The organism is Acidovorax sp. FW305-C-20-28 (assembly GCF_058783375.1).
Genome location: NZ_JBYSYM010000024.1, coordinates 101,204 through 117,080, shown reverse-complemented (window position 1 = coordinate 117,080; position 15,877 = coordinate 101,204). Strand labels below are relative to the sequence as shown.

Sequence of the window (15,877 nt, the reverse complement as noted above, 5' to 3'; positions counted from 1 at the left end):
CTCTTTGGTGACTTTCTCTTGGCGACGCAAGAGAAAGTTACTGCGCCGCCGGGCGCACATCCCGGCTCCCGCCCTCACCCCAGGCAAACAGCCAACACCAAAACCACCCATTCCAACAAGAAGACCATCGTAGCCTGGCTGCGGAGCCTGACACCCAGCCCCCCACCGCCCCTGCGGATCTACTTCAAAAAGATCGGCGCCAGATTCGGAAACACCCGTATCTGCTTGCAGACAAGGAGGAACCGCGCCTTTGCGTCGATCAAAATGATCTCGCCCGAATCGACTTGTCGCCACTCAAGATCCACATCGCCCCAGGCCGTTGTCGCCTCCAATCGGGTACAGCCATTGCAAACCATATGGAGATTCTCCGACGTCCCCCGCCATGTGATGCGGATCGTCAGTTCGCTGAGCGATGCGGAATACTCCCACAAAGCAGCCATCCCACCACGGGCGCGCCCAACAGCTGCTTCAAGCTCAGCTCGGCTCACGCTGGACATCATTCTCGAGCCTCCTTGCGTCGCGTCGCTGGAACATCAAAGACTAGAAGGCCAGTCGTGCTGTCGACCGGCATCAAGATGCCGTAGTAAGACTTTCCCTTCATGTTCTTGATATCGAAAACGACGCTCCAGTACCTTCTATCCGGCAAATAGTCGAGCCTCTCGCTGCTGTCAAGCGACCGTCGCCCTCTCATCATTTCTTCACCGGTCTTCAGATTCACCGTGAATCCAGCAAGGTACTCTCCATCCGCCAGCCGCAGGCTTTCCAGCGCCTTGTTCAGCGCCGCTTGCGGTGTCACCACTGGAGGGTTTGGCTGGGCAAAGCCCATACAGGGCAACAGCACCAGCCAGCATTTGAGCAGCCACGATACGCAGTGCTTCGTGCACGAGAGATTCATATGTTCCGGTTCCGCAAAAGACGTTGACCGCAGTATGAACACAGTGTCCTGCGGAGCCTGAAACCCCGCCCCCACCGATACACTGCTCCCATGACCGCCACCCCTCCCGCAGCAGACAATCCCCCACCGCACCCCGCCACCCGCGAGGACTTCCTCCCCTTCGTCCCCACGCACAACTTGCAAACCCTGGCCATCCTGATCAGCCTGCCCACCGGCCTGCAAACCTGCCTGCTGGCCGAACTGCGGCGCGGCAACCCGTTGGTGCAGGTGGAGCGGGCCGACTGGCCCCACCCGGGCAGCCTCTTCATCTCGCTCGGCAACGTGTTCGACCCCGCCACGCGGGCCATGGCACCCGCCCTGGGCGTGGCGTGGCGCCAGGTCAACGACCCGCACTACTGGCGCGAAGACCTGTCCCAGACCCGCGATGGGGTGGAGCACCTGGTCGTGTGCTGATCGGATGCCAGGGCGCTCATTCCCGGCACAAGGCCAACTCGCGCAGCGGGCTGCCCCCGTCGAGGAACAGCCGCCCGCCAGGCACCAGCGCCCGGGCGATGCATTCCAGGGCCTGCCGCCCCGCTTCGGGGTGCCGCCCATCCAGCGCCCCAACGCGCACGGCAAACGCCAGATCGTAGCGCGGCTCCCCAGGTTCAAGCACCAGCTCCTCTGCCGCCACCTGCCGGTACACCAGCCGGCCCGTGGCCAGCTCGGCGCCCGACCCTGCCACGGCCTGCGCAATGGCCTTGGCCGAGCGGTCGATGGCCAGCACATGGCCGGTGCGGCCCAGGCGCTGCAACACCGCGCGCGCCGCCACGCCCGGGCCGCAGCCCACCTCCAGCACGCGCATGCCGGCATGCAGTGGCAGGGCCGCAACAATACCGGCAAGGCGGGGCGACAGATGCAGCAAGGCCATGCAGACATTGTGCTGCCCCGTGCGCGATGATGGGAGTCTTGCGCCGCGGGCGCGTTACATTCGAGCACACGGAGAGACAAGCTCCCCCATCCGACTGCACAAAACCAAGGAGTGATGAACATGACCGCCGCCCAGCCCGTGCCCCAGACAGGCGCCGCCGCCGCCCCCAGCCACCAACAGGCCGCCAGTGCCTGCCTTGCCGCCTGGCTGGCGGCCGTGGTGGCCGAGATCCAGTACGAGAGCAACCGCCCCAACCCCGACACCGCCAAGATGGAGCGCCTGGTGGCCGAGCGCAGCAAGCTGTTCCAGGAGCGCACCGCGCTCGAGGCCAACGAAAAGGGTGCCCTGGCCCGCGTGGTCGCCGACTACGCTGCCGCCCTGCAGGCCCGCCGCTTCAAGGTGTGACCGAGAGGCCGCGCCCAAGGCACTGAACCACCCACAGGGCTGCCCCGATGCTTGCCCGCCCGCCCATCCCCCCGCTGCGCCCCTTTGTACGCCTGCTCTGGGCGGGCTTCACACCACCTGCGCTCGCCCGGCCCGGGCGCGAGCATGTGCTGCCCACCGGCCACATGCACCTGGCCCTGCGCTGGGGCGGGCCGCCGCTGCAACTGCTGCCGGCAGGCGATGCACCGCATGACGCCCAGGCCTGGTCTCCCGGCCCGGCCGTGGTCGGCGGTGCCCGGGCCGGCTACTACGCCAAGCAGGCCGGCACGCACGGCTGGTCGGTCGGGGCCCAGCTTGAACCCGGCGCCGCGGGCGCCCTTTTGCGCACCAGTGCGGCCGACCTGGCCGAGCGCCACACCCCGCTGGCCGACGTGTGCGGGCCCGGCGCGGTGGCGGAGCTGATGGAGCGCCTGCAGGCGCAGAGCGACCCCGAGGCCTGCCTGCGCGTGCTCGAAACCTGGCTGCTGGCCCGCATGGCCCGCACCGTGCGCGGCCTGCACCCGGCCATCGCCGCCGCCCTGGCCAGCCTGCACGCGGGCGCCCCGGTGCAGCAGGCCGTGCACGCCAGCGGCCTGAGCCACCGCCACCTGATCGCGCGCTTTCGCGACGCCACCGGCCTGGCGCCCAAGCAGCATGCCCGGGTATTGCGGCTGCAGCTGGCGCTGGCCGCGCTGCAGGCACCGGGCCCGCAGCCCGCTGGCATTGCCGCCGATGCCGGCTTTGCCGACCAGGCGCATTTCACGCGCGAGTTCCGCGCGCTCACCGGCGTCACCCCCACCGACTGGCTGCGCGCCGCACCGGCGCAGCGCAACCACGTGCGCACCAGCTGAAACCCGAAGCCCCTCGCCAGGTCAATTTTCTTCAAGACGCTGCCGGCCGTGAGGCCTACAGTGGGACAACACACCACCCACCCCCAAGGAGATGTCCCCATGGTCCACGAACTCTTTCCCTACCTGCATGTCGCCGACGGCGCGGCCGCCATCCGCTTCTACGAAGAAGCCTTCGGCGCGCGCGAACTGTTTCGCCTGACCGAGCCGCCCACGGGCCGGCTGGGCCATGCCGAGCTCGACTTCGGCGGCACCACGCTGATGGTGAGCGACGAATACCCCGAATGCGGCATCCACGGCCCGCGCCCCGGCAACCCGACCAGCGTGTCGCTGCACATCCACGTGGACAATGCCGACGCCGTGATCGCCCGCGCGCTGGCCCTGGGCGCCACGCTGGAGCGGGAGGCGCAAGACCAGTTCTTCGGCGAGCGCTCCGGCGTGGTGCGCGACCCCTTCGGCCACCGCTGGAACATCGGCCACTCGATCGAGCAGGTCGAGCCCCAGGAGATGCAGCGCCGCTACGATGCACTGATGGCCCAAGGCGGCTGAGCCTTCCCCCCCTCAAGCCGTCACCAGCCCGCGCAGCTCCACACGCACCTGCAGCCCGCGCAGGCCACCGCTCTTGCCCAGCGCCAGCCGCCCGCCATAGGCCTGGGCGATCTGGCCCGCAATGGCCAGGCCCAGGCCGCTGCCCTGCACCGTTTCGTCAAAGCGCAGGCCGCGCTGGCCCGCCGCCTGCAATTGCGCGGGCGTCATGCCCGGGCCATCGTCTTCCACCTGCAGCACCAGGGCCGGGCCTTCGGCGCCCTGCCCGGCGACCTGCCCGACCGCTTGCACGCCCAGCGACAGGCGCACCTCCGATGCCGCCCACTTGCCCGCGTTGTCCAGCAGGTTGCCCAGCACCTCCTCCAGGTCGGCGCGCTCGCCGCGCCACCGCAGCGGGCCGGCCGGGGGCTTGGCGTCGTCCTCGTCGTCTATCACCCAAGCAAGTTCCTGCGCGGCATGCAGGCGCTGCATCATCTGCAGCACCTGGCCCGCGCATTCGCGCACGTCCACCGCCGGGCCGGCGGCGCCCGGGTGGGCATGCAGCGCGTCGCTCAGGGTGCGGGCCTGGTAGCGGTCCACCAGCTGGGCCATGGCGGCCACCTGGCGCTGCACCTCGGCAGCGGGCACCAGGGCCTGCGCGCTGGCCTGGGCGCTGAGCAGGGCCAGGGGCTTTTTCAGGGCATGGTTCAGGTCCACCGCATGCGCGCGGGCACGCGCCACCACATGGGCGTTGTGCGCCAGCAGGCCGGCCAGTTCGGCCTGCAGGGGCTGCAAGTCGCGCCCGGTGGGGGCGGCCAGGTGCTGCGCCACATCGGCGCCCGGGCCCTGGGGGGAGCGCAGGGCCGCCAGCAGCGCCTCCAGCCGGCGCAGCGGCGCCAGGCCCACGCGCACCTGCAGCCAGGCCAGGGCGCCGGCCAGGGCCATCAGCGCCAGGGCGGCCAGCACCAGGGTGCGGTCGATCTGGCGCATGCTGTCCTGCAGCTGCGCGGCCGGGCCGTAGACCACCAATGTCGCTTCGGCCACGGGCGGCCCGACCTGCACGGCGCTGGTGTAGGCCAGCAGGGGCTCCTGCATCGGCCCCGTGGCCAGGTGCAGCACGGGCGAGCCGCGCGCGGGCCCGGCGGCGCTGGGCGGGGCATCCATGTCCCACAGCGAGCGCGAGCGCAGCACCTGCTTGCCGGCCTGCGCCCGCCAGTACCAGCCGCCGTAGATGGCGCTGAACTCGTCCACCGCACCGGCCTGCTCGCGCAAGCCGCCCTGCGGGCCCACCAGCAGCCGCGCGCCCACGCGCTGGGCCTTGTCGCGCAGCACCTGCTCGAAGCTGGCCAGCAGGCTCTGGTGCATCTGCACGCGCAGCCACCAGCCGCCCGCGCCCACCAGCACCAGCATGGGCACCAAGGCCAGCAGCACGATGCGCGTGGCCATGGGCCACTGCGCCAGCTGCAACGCCAGGCGTTGGGCCAGCGCCATCAGGCCGGCCCCCGGGCGGCATCGTCGGGCCCGGCCTCCAGCCGAAAACCCTGGCCGCGCTCGGTCACCAGCCGGGGCGCACCACCGAGCTTGCGCCGAATGCGGCCGATCAGCACGTCCAGCGTGTTCGAATCCGGGTCCAGGTCGCGCGCGTACACATGCTCGCTGATGTCGCCGCGCGTGAGCAGCCGCCCCGGGTGGTGCATGAAGTAGGCCAGTATGCGGTGCTCCTGCGCCGTGAGCTGCAGGCCCTGGCCCTGCAGCGCAAAGCGGCCCTGCACCACGTCGTACTCCAGCGGGCCGGCGCGCAGCACGCTGGCGGCCACGCCCGCCGTGCGCCGCAGCATGGCGCGCAGGCGCAGCACCACCTCGTCCATCAAAAAGGGCTTGGTCAGGTAATCGTCGGCCCCGGCGTTGAAGCCCGCCAGCTTGTCGCTCCAGCGGTTGCGCGCCGTCAGCACCAGCACCGGCCAGCCACAACCGGCCTCGCGCCAGTCGCGCAGCACACTCAGCCCATCCTTGCGCGGCAGGCCCAGGTCCAGCACCGCGGCGCTGTAGGCCTCTGCCGTGCCGGCGAAGGACGCGGCCTCGCCATCGTGCTCCACATCCACAGCAAAGCCCGCCGCCTCCAGCGCCTGCCGCAGTTGGCCGGCCAGCGCCTGGTCATCCTCCACCACCAGTACCCGCATCTACTCATCCACCTTCTGGCGCAACACTTGCAAGGTCACGGCATCCACCTCCAGCTCCAGCTTGTGGCCGTTGGGCTGCAGCAGCTCCACGCTGTAGTGGGGCTGGCGGCGGTGGTCGGTCTCCAGCTCCACCTCCAGCACCAGGCCGGCAAAGCGCGGGTGCAGCGATTCGAGCAGGGCCCACATGGGCTTGATGGCGGCCTTGGACACGGCGCCCTGGGGCGGGTGGATCACCTCGCCGGTGGACACGTCCATCAGCAGCTTCATCTGGCCCGCGGGCTTCTCGGAGAGCTTGACCTCGTACACCGCCTGGCCCTGCGCGTCGCGTTCGAACTCCACCTCCGACACGCGCGCCCCGTAGCGCTGCTCCAGCCGCTTGATGTAGCGCGCCATCTGCGCGGGGCTCACGGGCTGCGTGGGCCAGTCGCTCTCCTGCGCCACCACGGCGCCGGTGGCAGCGTCCACCAGCACCTCGTGCTTGCGGCCCTGCGCATCGATGAGCTTGATTTCATAGCGCAGCTCACCCTTGCGCCCGCGTTCGGTCTCCACGTCGATCACGCGGCCGTTGTACTTGCGGCTGATCTCGGCGATCACGCTGTTGAGCGGCTTGAGCTGCCCGTTGAGCACGCCGCGGCGCGCCGCCTCCTGCTCGGCGGGCACGCCCAGCGGGGGCGCCGCCAGTGCCGGAGTGCAGGCCAGCAGCAGCGCCGCCGCGCACGCGGCCACAAGGCCCATCCTTCGGCTCATCCATCGTTCCATCGCGGGGATTATTGCGGACGAAGCTAAACGCCCCATGAACAAGGGCTTCACACCGTGTTTAGGCAGGGCTGGCCACACTGCCCCTCCATACCGACCAAGCTTGAAAGGAAAGCACCGTGAAGAAGAAGACCCTTGCCACCCTGACCCTGGCCGCAGCCGCCGCAACCCTGCCCTCCATCGCCCTGGCCCTGGGCGCGCAGGACGCGCTCCACATCATCGCCCAGAACCAGTACGTGGCCGTGCACGACCTGCAAAAGCAGTACGGCTACTGGACGGCCAAGGCCATCTCCAACGACGGCCAGCGCGCCACCGTGCTCGTGAAGGACGCCGACGCCAGCTTCACCGCCGTGCGCAAGAGCGACATCGGCACCACCCTGCCCGGCCTGGCCCAGGTGGCCCAGGCCCTGCGCGCCGGCGGCTGGACCTATGTTCACGACCTGGAGCTGGACGACGGCTTCTGGCAGGCCGAGGCGCGCCAGAACCTGCTGGGCGAGAAGGTGGAATTCGTGCTGCACCCGCAGACGCTGGAAGTGCTCAGCCAGGTGGGCCGCAGCGGCGGCACCGTGGGCGGGCAGCCCGTGCTGGCCGCCGCGCAGATCAGCCAGTCCCTGCAGCAGGCCGGCTACACCCGCGTGCGCAGCGTGGAGTACGACGACGGCTTCTGGGAAGCCGAGGCCACCAACACCGCCGGCCAGACCGTGGAACTGCGCCTGGACCCGCACACCGGCCGCGTGCTCAGCGAGCGGCTGGACGACTGAGCGATGGGTAGCCGCGCCGGCACGCTCACCCGACCGCGCGTCGCTACTTCAGCGGCCCCAGGTAGGTGGCCTGCATGCCATCGAGCAGGAACAGGTGCTTGCCCTCCAGGTTGGCAAAGCGCCCCTGGTTGATCACGATGTCCACGCTGCCATTGCCCCAGCGCGTGGGCACCTGTACCACGGCGCCGGTGCGGCGCGACCAGTCGGCCGCGTCGGCCAGCTCGATGCGTTTGAAGCTGAAGTCCAGGTAGGGCATGGCATGGCCCACGAACTCGCCGGCCTCGCCATCCATCTCCACCGTGTTGTTGAGCAGAAAGTAGTCGAGCTTGCCGCCCACGCCCAGCCAGCCGGTATTCACCCCCGTGTAGCCGCGCGAGGTGTCCATGAGCGGCTTGCCGTCGGCATAGAACGAGACGCGGTCGTTGGCAAAGTCCGCCAGGATCTCGTAGCGCACCCAGGTGCCCGCCTGGTAGCGCACGGGGGCGTCGGAGTAGATGCCGGGCACGCCAGTGTTGGAGCCCTCGGCGCGCGCCGTCATCGAGCCGCCTTCCTTGGCCGTCCAGACGTTGTTGTTGGCGTTGCTCGAATCGGTCCAGTAAAAGCGGTAGTACTTGCCCGGCGCATTGATGGAAGACAGGTTCACATAGCCCGTGAAGTACATCTGCGCTTGGTAGCCGCGCGTGTCCCACAGGTTCCAGTTGCGCAGCCGGTAGTTGCTGGGGAACTGGTCGCGCACGCCCTGCGTGATGCGCCGCTTGAGCCAGCGGCCCGAGGGGGTGACACCGCCACTGGCCTCCACCGTCGCGCCCGAGGCCGTGGCCAGGGCGTTGAAATCGGTGGACGTGAGGATGGGGTAGATGCCATCGAGGTGCGCCTGCCAGCCCGCCTTGGTGTTGGCGGCCGGTGTGGCGGCGCCAGCGTTGTCGAAATCGGAAAAGCGCGCCAGCAGGTGGCGCTGGCCCTGGTAGCGGTAGTTGCCCACATTGTGGTCGGCCTTGCTGCCCAGGTTCGCCGCCTGGATGGTGTAGCGGCTGCCGTGGCTGAAGCTGCCGCCCTGCTGGGCCGGCGCTGGCGCGGGTGCCGGTGCAGGGCTGGTCCCCGTGCCTGGCGGCGATGGTGCGGGCGCGGGCACGATGGCCACCCCGGGCGTGGGCGCCGCCGCATCGCAGTTGGCACGCACCGGCTCGTTGCCGGCAAACTGCGCCACCACGCCAAAGCGCTGGCGCGCCAGCAGGTCCTCGAAGCTCTGCGCACCCGCCGCCCCGTAGCCCACGAAGAGCGTGATCCCCGGCAACATGCCCGGCCCCTGCAGGCCGGGCTCTGACATGCCCACCTCCAGCGTCGCGGCCGCGGCCCCTGCCAGGCCGCGGCGGGGGTGCAGCACCGCGCGCGCCACCGGCGGCACCACGCCGATACCGGGCGGCAGCACCACCCACTGGCCCTGCGTGTTCTGGAAAGCCCAGGCCCCCTGCCAGTGCACGCCCTTGTACAGGTCGAACAGCGCATCGGGGCTCTCGGGCCCCAGGTCCAGCAACGCCCGGCCCACCAGGCCCTGGCCCGCATGGAAACAGGTGCTGGCGCTGGCCAGCGCGGGCGGCAGGGGCGTGGCCGCAGTGGCACGGCCGGCACAGGCTGCCAGGCCCAACAGCAGGGCCGCTGCGGTGGCGATGGCCGATACAGTGGCGCGGGGCGCGGCAGCGCGGCCCGCCCTGGTGGTGGTTGCCATGGTGAAGAATCCCTCCCGGTGTCGCTTGTGTGTTGGGCCAACGGACATCCGCCGCGACTGGCGGGCCATCATCCAGTGTCGTCAAAAAATGCCCGACAGCGCCTCGACTGCGCCACGAAGATGTGGCGATCTGTTACAACGCCCGCTACACCGACTTGTTACCCGGGCCCTGCAGGGCCTGGTCGGGCAGCACAGGCGGCATGCGCACGCGGGCGGCCAGGCACGCGCCCAGGCCAAGGACGGCGGCCACGCAGGCCAGCGCCATGACCACCCCCCAGGCTGCGGCCGAACGCCCCGGGCTGGCGGCAGCCTGCAGTGGCCCACCACCACCTGGGTGCCACTGCGCCAGCAGCAGCACCCAGGCCATGCCGGCCAGCCCGCCCGCGCCTTGCAGGCTGGCGCGCAGCGCGTTGACGATGCCGCGGTGGCCGGGCGGGCAGCCGTCCATCAGCATCTGGTTGCAGGGCGTGACGAACAGGGCCAGGCTGGCCCCCAGCCCCAGCAGGCAGGCAACGAGCCAGGCGTGCCCATCGAAGAGCACCACGGCGGCCAGCCCCAGTGTGAAGGCCGCCATGCCGGCCAGCGCGCCGGCGCACAGCGTGTGCGCCGGCAGGTACCGGGTGCCCCGGCCGGCCGCCGGCGCGCCCAGCACCATGCCCAGGGCCAGCGCAGCCAGCCGCCAGCCCACATCGGCAGCCGCCCACTGCAGCGCCAGCTGGTAGTACATCGCCAGGACGAGAACGGGCCCCTGCTGCGCCATGGCCATGAGGAACACGCAGGCGTACAGCCGCATCCGCTGCGGGTCGCGCAGCAGATCGGGCGCGATCAGCGGCGTCGGCGCCTGCAGCAACCAGGGCCACAGCAGCGCAAAGCTGAGCGCTCCGGCCGCAAGCAGCGACAGCGCCACCGGCCACGGCGTGGTGGCCGCCCCGCCCGGGGGCGTGCCCGCCAGGGTCAGGCCCCAGCACAGTGCGCCCAGACCGGTGGCCGACAGCAGCGCGCCCACCCCATCGAAGCGGGCCGCCGGGCCCGGTGGCGGGTCCGCCGCGATGCAGCGCACCGCCGCCACCAGCACGCCCAGGGCCAGCAGGCCCGCGCCGGCAAAAACGCTGCGCCAGCCCAGCACCCCCTCCAGCCAGCCCCCGAGCGACGGCCCCAGCGCCTGCGCCAGGGCGGCCACCATGGCCAGCCGCGCCAGGGCCAGGCCCAGCGCCGGCCCGCGGTAGGCGTCAGCGACGAGCACGGCCGTGTTGGCGAAGATGGCGGCCGCCGCAGCCCCTTGCACCAGGCGCAACAGCACCAGGGTCCCGGCGCCCGGAGCCAGAGCACCGGCCAGCGCCGCCGCGCTGAAGACCGCCAGGCCGCCACAGAACAGGCGCTTTCGGCCATGCACGTCCGCCAGCCGGCCAAAGCACAGGGTCAGCACCGACAGACTGAGCCAGTAGGCCAGCGCCACCCACTCGGCCTGTGCGCTGCTGGCCCCGAGGTCCCGGGTGATGGACGGCAGCAGCACGTGGACGGCCGTCGCGCTGAAAAAGCAGGCCGTAGCCGCCAGCGAGGCGCACAGCAGCACCTGCCCGGGGCGCGGCACCGCCGGTGCCTGCCGCCGCACTACTGCTCCACCTTGAAGCCCGAGGCCTCGACGATGGGCTTCCAGAACGCATGGTCCTTCTTCATCTGTTCGGCCAGGTGGGCGGCCGGCAGGCCCGTCGCCTGGATGCCCGCACGCTCCAGCAACGCCCCCACCGGGGTACTGCGCACAGCCTGCACCAGTGCCTTCTCCAGCTTCTGCACCACCGCATCGGGTGTGCCTGCGGGCACAAAGGCGCCGTAGAAGGTGGTGGCCCGGTCAAAGCCCTTGTAGCCCAGCTCATGCACGGTGGGCACCTCGGGCAGCCACTTCACGCGCTCGGTGCCGCCCACCGCGATGATGCGCACCCGGCCCGCGCGGTGCAGCTCCAGCTGGCTGCCCAAGGCATCGGTGCCTACGGGCAGGTGGCCACCCGCGATGTCGGTCACCAGCGGCGCCCCGCCCTTGTAGTTGACAGCGGTGAGCGGCACGCCGATCTCCTTGCCCAGGCCCACGATGGAGAAGTGCAGAGCCCCGCCCAGCGAGGTCAGGCCGAAGCTGCGCTGGTCCGGGTCCTTCTTCGCTGCGGCCACATAGTCCTGGAAGGTGCGAAACGGCGCGTTCGGGCTGGTGGAGATGATGGCCGGGTTGTTCGTCAGATGCGCCACGGGCCTGAAGTCCTTGGGGTAGTCGTACTTCAGCGAGGTATAGCTCAGCGGGAAGATGGTGAACGGCGGGCCCGAGGCGATGAGGATGGTGCGCCCATCGGGCTTGGCGCGCTTGACGAAGTCGATCGACAGCATGGTCGAGGCGCCCGGCTTGTTTTCCACCAGCACGGTCTCGTCCAGCAGCGGCGCAAGCTGCTCCGACAGCGCCCGCGCCAGCGCATCGAGCGCGCCGCCCGGCGCAAAGCCGACGACCAGGCGCACAGGCTCCTTGTTGCCCTGGGCTCGGGCCGGGGCTGGCGCCACGGCAAACGCAAGGGCGGCGATGGCGAACAGGGCGGCCGGTAGTTTGGTGGGGTGGTGTTTCATGGGCACAGGGCTTGGAGGTTGGAGATAAGCGTCAATCACGTCCCGCCAGCAGCGGGGAGCGGCCTGCCGCGCAGGCCGATTCAAAACACCAGGCGGCGGCCAGCAGGGCTGCGTCCTGCTTGAAACCGCCCACGAGCTGCAGCCCGATGGGCAGGCCCGCCGACGACCAGCCGCAGGGCACCGACACGGCGGGGTGGCCCGTGAGGTTGAAGGGCATGGTCCAGGGAAACCAGTGCGGCCGCACCCCGGGGTAGCGCACACCGTCGATCTCGATCTCGCCGAACAGGTCCTGGTCGACGGGCAAGGCCGTCTGGTTGAGCGTGGGCGTGGCGATGAAGTCATAGCGCGCCAGCAGCCCGGCCACGCGCCGGTACAGCGCCGTGCGCGCGAACATGGCGGCCTGGTACTCGTCGGCCGTCACGTCGCGCACCAGCGCCAGCTGCTGCAGCAGCGAGGGGGTGAGCACGCTGCCATGCGCTTGCGCCAGGCCGGCAAAGCGCGCACGCCAGCTGGTGTGGTTGATCACGCGCCACAGGGGCTCCACGTCCACCTCCAGGTCGGTGACCTCCTCCACCTGCGCGCCCTGCGCCTGCAGCAGCGCCAGCGCGGCATCGAAGGCGGTGGCCACCGCGGTCGCCAGGGGCCGGCCTTGGGGTGCCCGGGCAAAGCCGATGCGCCTGCCGTGCAGCGCGCCCTGCGGCGCCACCGCCCCCATGCCCGCACCAGCCGGCACGCCCATGGACCAGGGGTCCGAGGCGTCCTCGCCGGCCAGCACCTGCAGCATCAGGGCCGTGTCCTCGGCCGTGCGCGCCATGGGCGTTACATAGGTGTAGTTGGAGAACGCGTCCTGCACCTGGCTGTGCGGCACCACACCCAGGCTTTGCTTGAAGCCCACCACGCCGTTGCAGGCGGCCGGTATGCGCGTGGAGCCGCCGCCATCGGTGGCAATGGCCAGTGGCGCCAGCCCCGCCGCCACGGCCACCGCGGCACCGCCACTGCTGCCGCCACTGGTGTGCGCCCGGCTCCAGGCATTGGGCGTGCTGCCGAACAACGGCGCATCGGTCAGGCACTTGGCGCCGAACTCCGAGGTCGTGGTCTTGCCCACCAGCACCGCGCCCGCCTGGCGCATGCGCGCTACCGCCAGGGCATCGCTGTCGGGCACATTGTCGGCGTGGACGATGGAGCCATGCGTGGTGCGCAGGCCCCGGGTGTTGACGATGTCCTTCACCGAATACGCTACGCCATCGAGCGCGCCCAGGGGCTCGCCGCGCAGCCAGCGCGCCTCGCTGGCGCGGGCTGCGTCCAGCGCCGCGTCCTCGCACAGGGTGATGTAGCAGTTCAGCCGCGGCTGCAGGGCGGCAATGCGCGCCAGGGTGGCCCGGGCCACCTCCACGGGCGAGAAATCTTTGTGGCGGTAGCCTTGCGACAGCTCGCTGGCCGTGAGGGCGGCGACGTCGGTGCCGCTGGGGGTTGCATCAGTCATGGGCCCGATAATTGCATCGGGTCTGGAATGCATCCAATACCGTTTTCGAAAGCACCCTTATGGCAAAGCTAACGGGCACCGATCTGCGCGGGTTTTCGTACTTTCTGGCCGTGGCCGACGAGCAATCGCTGGCCGCCGCCGCGCGGCGCCTGCACATGGCGCAGCCGCCGCTGTCGGTGCAGATCCGCAAGCTCGAAGACCGCGTGGGTACGGCCCTGTTCGAACGCGGCAGCCACGGCATGCGCCTGACCGAGGCCGGGCGCGCGCTCTATGCCCGCGCACGCGACGCCGTGCAATTGGCGCAGGACGGGTTTGATGCGGCCGCCGCCATCGGCAGCGGCCGGCGCGGCAGCCTCAAGGTGGGCATCATGCACGCGCTGTGCTACGAATTCCTGCCGCGCGTGGCCGACGCCCTGCACCAGGCCCTGCCGCAGGTGGATTTCCAGTTCGAGGAGATGGACGCCCCGGCCCTCGGCGAGGCCCTGCGCGAGCGCCGCATCCACGTGGCCCTGGGCCTACCCGCCCAGGGGCAGGACGGCGTGGCCTGCCAGCCCTTTGGCCGCCTGCGCTACCGGGCCGCCGTGCCCGACGATGGCGGTGGTGGAGACGCCGCCGCCCCGCTCTCGCTGCGCCGCTTTGCGGCCGAACCGTTGATCCTGCTACCGGCCCCGGCCCCGGGCCAGGGCGCAGGCGTGCTGCAACTGCTGCATCAGCGCGGCTACCAGCCCCAGGTGGCGCACCGCGTGCAGACGGTGCACGGCGCACTGGCCCTGGTGCGTGCCCGCATGGGCGTGGCCCTGCTGCCCGAGAGCGTGCGCGCCATGCTGCCCACCGGTGTGGCCCTGCGCCCCTTGAGCGACCTCGACCATGGGCTGGACGTGGCCGCCAGCTGGCTCGACGGCCAGCCAGACCACGCCCTCGTGCAGCAGTTCGTGGGCCTCGTGCAGCCCCTGTTCGCACAGCCGTTCGCACAGCCCACCCCGGCCGTGCACTGAGGGACCGGGGCGCCGGGACTAGGCCGCCACGCCCAGCTTGTCCAGCAGTCCCGCGGCGCGGTAGGGCAGTTCCTTCACCCCCTCCAGCAGAAACACCGTGGAGCGTGAATGCTGCGTGCGCAACGGGATCAGCGGCGCATAGGCGTCCGAGTCGTACCAGGCGCGCGCCTGGTCCATGCTGGGGAAGGCAATCACCACGCAGTCGCCGCCAAAGCTGCCTTCGCGCAGCTCGGGCCGCGTGCCATGCACCAGGAACTCGCCGCCATAGGGCGCCAGCGTGGCGTCGATGCGCTGCAGATAGCTCACGATGTCGGGGCCGAACTGCAGGTCTTCGAGCAGGCCGATGGCGTATGCGGTCATGGTGGATCTCCTTCTTGAGTGGGTTGCGATGGATCCACTGTAGGCAAGGCCTTGCCGCGGGTCGATTACCTGGCAGGTCATGGTTTCGCCCAGGTGTGCAGCCCGGGCGGAACGCCCCTGCAGCGCCAGGCGCCGGCTGCCTACCGCTTGCCGGGCTGCGCCGCGCCCAGGGCCAGCAGCTGCCGCGCCTCCAGCTTCGTCTCGTCCAGCGCCTTGGCGCTGTCCAGGGCCATCTGCAGGTACTTGCGCACCGTGTCCGCTTCCAGCTCGCTCACCATGTAGAGCTTGGCCAGCTGCAGCGCGGCCTCCGCATCGCCCGCGTCCAGCGCGCGCAGGAACCAGCGCTTGGCGCTCACCATGTCGCCCATGCAGCGGTAGCTGATGCCTATGTTCAGAAACGCCAGCTCGCTGCCTGCGGCAATGGCCTTCTTGTCCCACTCGATGGACTGCGCCAGGTCGATGCGCACGCCCTCGCCCGCGCCGTACATCACCGCCACCATGGCCATGCAGTCCACATCGCCCGCCTGCGCCCCCGCCAGAAAGCCCTGGAAGGCCTTGTTCAGGTGCCCCCGGTCATAGGCTGCCGTGGCGTCTTCATAGGGGTTGTGCTCTGCATCGGACATCGCGTTACCTTCCAGCAAGAAGAGAAGTAGTAGAAAAAGACAATGGGACAGCATCGCCCCGGGGCCGGCCCCGCGGCCACGGCATCATGCCCGGCTTTCATGGCAGCTTGCCAACTAGGCCCGCCGGTGGTCCCCCGCGCACACCCCTGGCGCTGACATGGGCCACCACGAAGAACACCAGCAGCAGCAGGCTTGCCGACCCGCCCAGCAGCACCGCGCCGGTGGGTGCTGGCGCAGCCGCAAAGGCAGGCAGCAACACCGCGACCAGCGGCAGTGGGTTGGCCAGCACGGCCCAGCGCGGCCATGGCGTGCGCCCGCGCAGCACCAGCATGGCAAGAACCAGCGAGGCCATGGCACCCGGCACGGCCAGGCCCAACAACGACAGCCGCATGTACGCCTGCACGGCCTCGGCCTGCGCCTGGCAGGCCGCAGGGGCGCCGCCGGCGGCGCCGTCCAGGCACGTGCGGATGAGCAGCTCGAACACCGCCCACACGGAATGGATCGCCGCCAGGCCCACGGCAAACAGCATGAACAGGCCCAGCATGGCGCGCGCAGCCCGCCCTGCTGGCACCTGCACGCCCTGGCAGACCTGCCAGAAGCCCGCCACCAGCAAGGCCCCCGCCACGGGCCCGAGCAGGCCACCGGCCCAGATGCGCGCAACCGGTGCCGAGCGAACCAGCTCCAGCATGCCGGCACGGAAATCGGCGGCCGCGCCCCAGTGGCCGAGCAGCAGCATGTCGCCGGCCAACAGCAGCACGGCCCCCCAGATGCCCATGCCAGCGCCCATG

19 protein-coding genes are annotated in these 15,877 nt (G+C 70.6%); 6 read left to right on the top strand and 13 right to left on the bottom strand.

The genetic code is table 11. The annotated features are described in order from the left end of the window. Positions 1-179: 179 nt before the first annotated feature. Positions 180-500, bottom strand: a complete 321-nt coding sequence (locus tag AC3WOH_RS24610) for a hypothetical protein (protein WP_492231955.1) — start codon at positions 498-500, stop codon at positions 180-182. After that, positions 497-895, bottom strand: coding sequence for a hypothetical protein (locus tag AC3WOH_RS24605; RefSeq protein ID WP_492231954.1), 399 nt, complete (start codon positions 893-895; stop codon positions 497-499). Before AC3WOH_RS24605 ends, AC3WOH_RS24610 begins: the two co-directional genes overlap by 4 nt. A gap of 90 nt (positions 896-985) precedes the next feature. Here AC3WOH_RS24605 and AC3WOH_RS24600 point away from each other — a divergent pair, with 90 nt between their 5' ends. Beyond that, positions 986-1,348 carry a hypothetical protein gene (locus AC3WOH_RS24600; RefSeq protein ID WP_492231953.1) on the top strand — a complete coding sequence of 121 codons (363 nt, stop codon included), beginning with the start codon at positions 986-988 and terminating at the stop codon, positions 1,346-1,348. A 16-nt stretch (positions 1,349-1,364) separates the two neighbouring features. Here AC3WOH_RS24600 and AC3WOH_RS24595 read toward each other — a convergent pair whose 3' ends face one another. Beyond that, a complete protein-coding gene (locus tag AC3WOH_RS24595) occupies positions 1,365-1,805 on the bottom strand; it encodes an SAM-dependent methyltransferase (protein WP_492231952.1) in 441 nt (146 codons plus the stop codon). Between the two features lie 120 nt (positions 1,806-1,925). On the opposite strand from AC3WOH_RS24595, the gene AC3WOH_RS24590 reads away from it, so the two are divergent. From AC3WOH_RS24590 to AC3WOH_RS24580, 3 genes are all read left to right on the top strand, one after another. Beyond that, positions 1,926-2,210 carry a hypothetical protein gene (locus AC3WOH_RS24590; protein ID WP_492231951.1) on the top strand — a complete coding sequence of 95 codons (285 nt, stop codon included), beginning with the start codon at positions 1,926-1,928 and terminating at the stop codon, positions 2,208-2,210. 47 nt (positions 2,211-2,257) lie between these two features. Continuing rightward, positions 2,258-3,079 (top strand): helix-turn-helix domain-containing protein, encoded by an 822-nt coding sequence (locus tag AC3WOH_RS24585; protein ID WP_492231950.1) that lies wholly within the window; start codon positions 2,258-2,260, stop codon positions 3,077-3,079. A gap of 99 nt (positions 3,080-3,178) precedes the next feature. Further along, a complete protein-coding gene (locus AC3WOH_RS24580; RefSeq protein WP_184865794.1) occupies positions 3,179-3,625 on the top strand; it encodes a VOC family protein in 447 nt (148 codons plus the stop codon). 12 nt (positions 3,626-3,637) lie between these two features. On the opposite strand, the gene AC3WOH_RS24575 is transcribed toward AC3WOH_RS24580, so the two are convergent. Genes AC3WOH_RS24575 through AC3WOH_RS24565 form a run of 3 tightly spaced genes read right to left on the bottom strand, consistent with a single transcriptional unit; the run spans position 3,638 to position 6,528 of the window. Beyond that, entirely contained in the window at positions 3,638-5,092 is a 1,455-nt protein-coding gene (locus AC3WOH_RS24575) for a sensor histidine kinase (protein WP_492231949.1), read from the bottom strand. Beyond that, positions 5,092-5,781 carry a response regulator transcription factor gene (locus tag AC3WOH_RS24570; RefSeq protein WP_492231948.1) on the bottom strand — a complete coding sequence of 230 codons (690 nt, stop codon included), beginning with the start codon at positions 5,779-5,781 and terminating at the stop codon, positions 5,092-5,094. The genes AC3WOH_RS24575 and AC3WOH_RS24570 overlap by 1 nt, the downstream gene beginning before the upstream one ends. Then, positions 5,782-6,528: a PepSY domain-containing protein gene (locus AC3WOH_RS24565; RefSeq protein WP_492231947.1), complete on the bottom strand. Its 747-nt coding sequence runs from the start codon at positions 6,526-6,528 to the stop codon at positions 5,782-5,784. Positions 6,529-6,656: 128 nt separating this feature from the next. Between AC3WOH_RS24565 and AC3WOH_RS24560 the strand changes: the two genes are divergently transcribed. Further along, a complete protein-coding gene (locus AC3WOH_RS24560; RefSeq protein WP_492231946.1) occupies positions 6,657-7,298 on the top strand; it encodes a PepSY domain-containing protein in 642 nt (213 codons plus the stop codon). 43 nt (positions 7,299-7,341) lie between these two features. On the opposite strand, the gene AC3WOH_RS24555 is transcribed toward AC3WOH_RS24560, so the two are convergent. From AC3WOH_RS24555 to AC3WOH_RS24540, 4 genes are all read right to left on the bottom strand, one after another. Then, a complete protein-coding gene (locus AC3WOH_RS24555) occupies positions 7,342-9,024 on the bottom strand; it encodes a hypothetical protein (protein ID WP_492231945.1) in 1,683 nt (560 codons plus the stop codon). A gap of 145 nt (positions 9,025-9,169) precedes the next feature. After that, a complete protein-coding gene (locus AC3WOH_RS24550) occupies positions 9,170-10,636 on the bottom strand; it encodes an MFS transporter (RefSeq protein WP_492231944.1) in 1,467 nt (488 codons plus the stop codon). Then, positions 10,636-11,628 (bottom strand): Bug family tripartite tricarboxylate transporter substrate binding protein, encoded by a 993-nt coding sequence (locus tag AC3WOH_RS24545; RefSeq protein WP_492231943.1) that lies wholly within the window; start codon positions 11,626-11,628, stop codon positions 10,636-10,638. Before AC3WOH_RS24545 ends, AC3WOH_RS24550 begins: the two co-directional genes overlap by 1 nt. Before the next feature lie 31 nt (positions 11,629-11,659). Then, complete coding sequence (locus tag AC3WOH_RS24540) at positions 11,660-13,111, bottom strand: amidase (RefSeq protein WP_492231942.1); 1,452 nt, start codon at positions 13,109-13,111, stop codon at positions 11,660-11,662. Between the two features lie 59 nt (positions 13,112-13,170). On the opposite strand from AC3WOH_RS24540, the gene AC3WOH_RS24535 reads away from it, so the two are divergent. After that, positions 13,171-14,106 (top strand): LysR family transcriptional regulator, encoded by a 936-nt coding sequence (locus tag AC3WOH_RS24535; protein ID WP_492231941.1) that lies wholly within the window; start codon positions 13,171-13,173, stop codon positions 14,104-14,106. Between the two features lie 18 nt (positions 14,107-14,124). Here AC3WOH_RS24535 and AC3WOH_RS24530 read toward each other — a convergent pair whose 3' ends face one another. The 3 genes from AC3WOH_RS24530 to AC3WOH_RS24520 form a co-directional block, all read right to left on the bottom strand. Then, positions 14,125-14,466, bottom strand: coding sequence for a DUF1330 domain-containing protein (locus AC3WOH_RS24530; protein WP_492231940.1), 342 nt, complete (start codon positions 14,464-14,466; stop codon positions 14,125-14,127). A gap of 140 nt (positions 14,467-14,606) precedes the next feature. Further along, complete coding sequence (locus tag AC3WOH_RS24525; RefSeq protein ID WP_492231939.1) at positions 14,607-15,089, bottom strand: tetratricopeptide repeat protein; 483 nt, start codon at positions 15,087-15,089, stop codon at positions 14,607-14,609. Between the two features lie 97 nt (positions 15,090-15,186). Beyond that, complete coding sequence (locus AC3WOH_RS24520; RefSeq protein ID WP_492231938.1) at positions 15,187-15,876, bottom strand: DUF6796 family protein; 690 nt, start codon at positions 15,874-15,876, stop codon at positions 15,187-15,189. Between the last annotated feature and the right edge of the window lies 1 nt (position 15,877).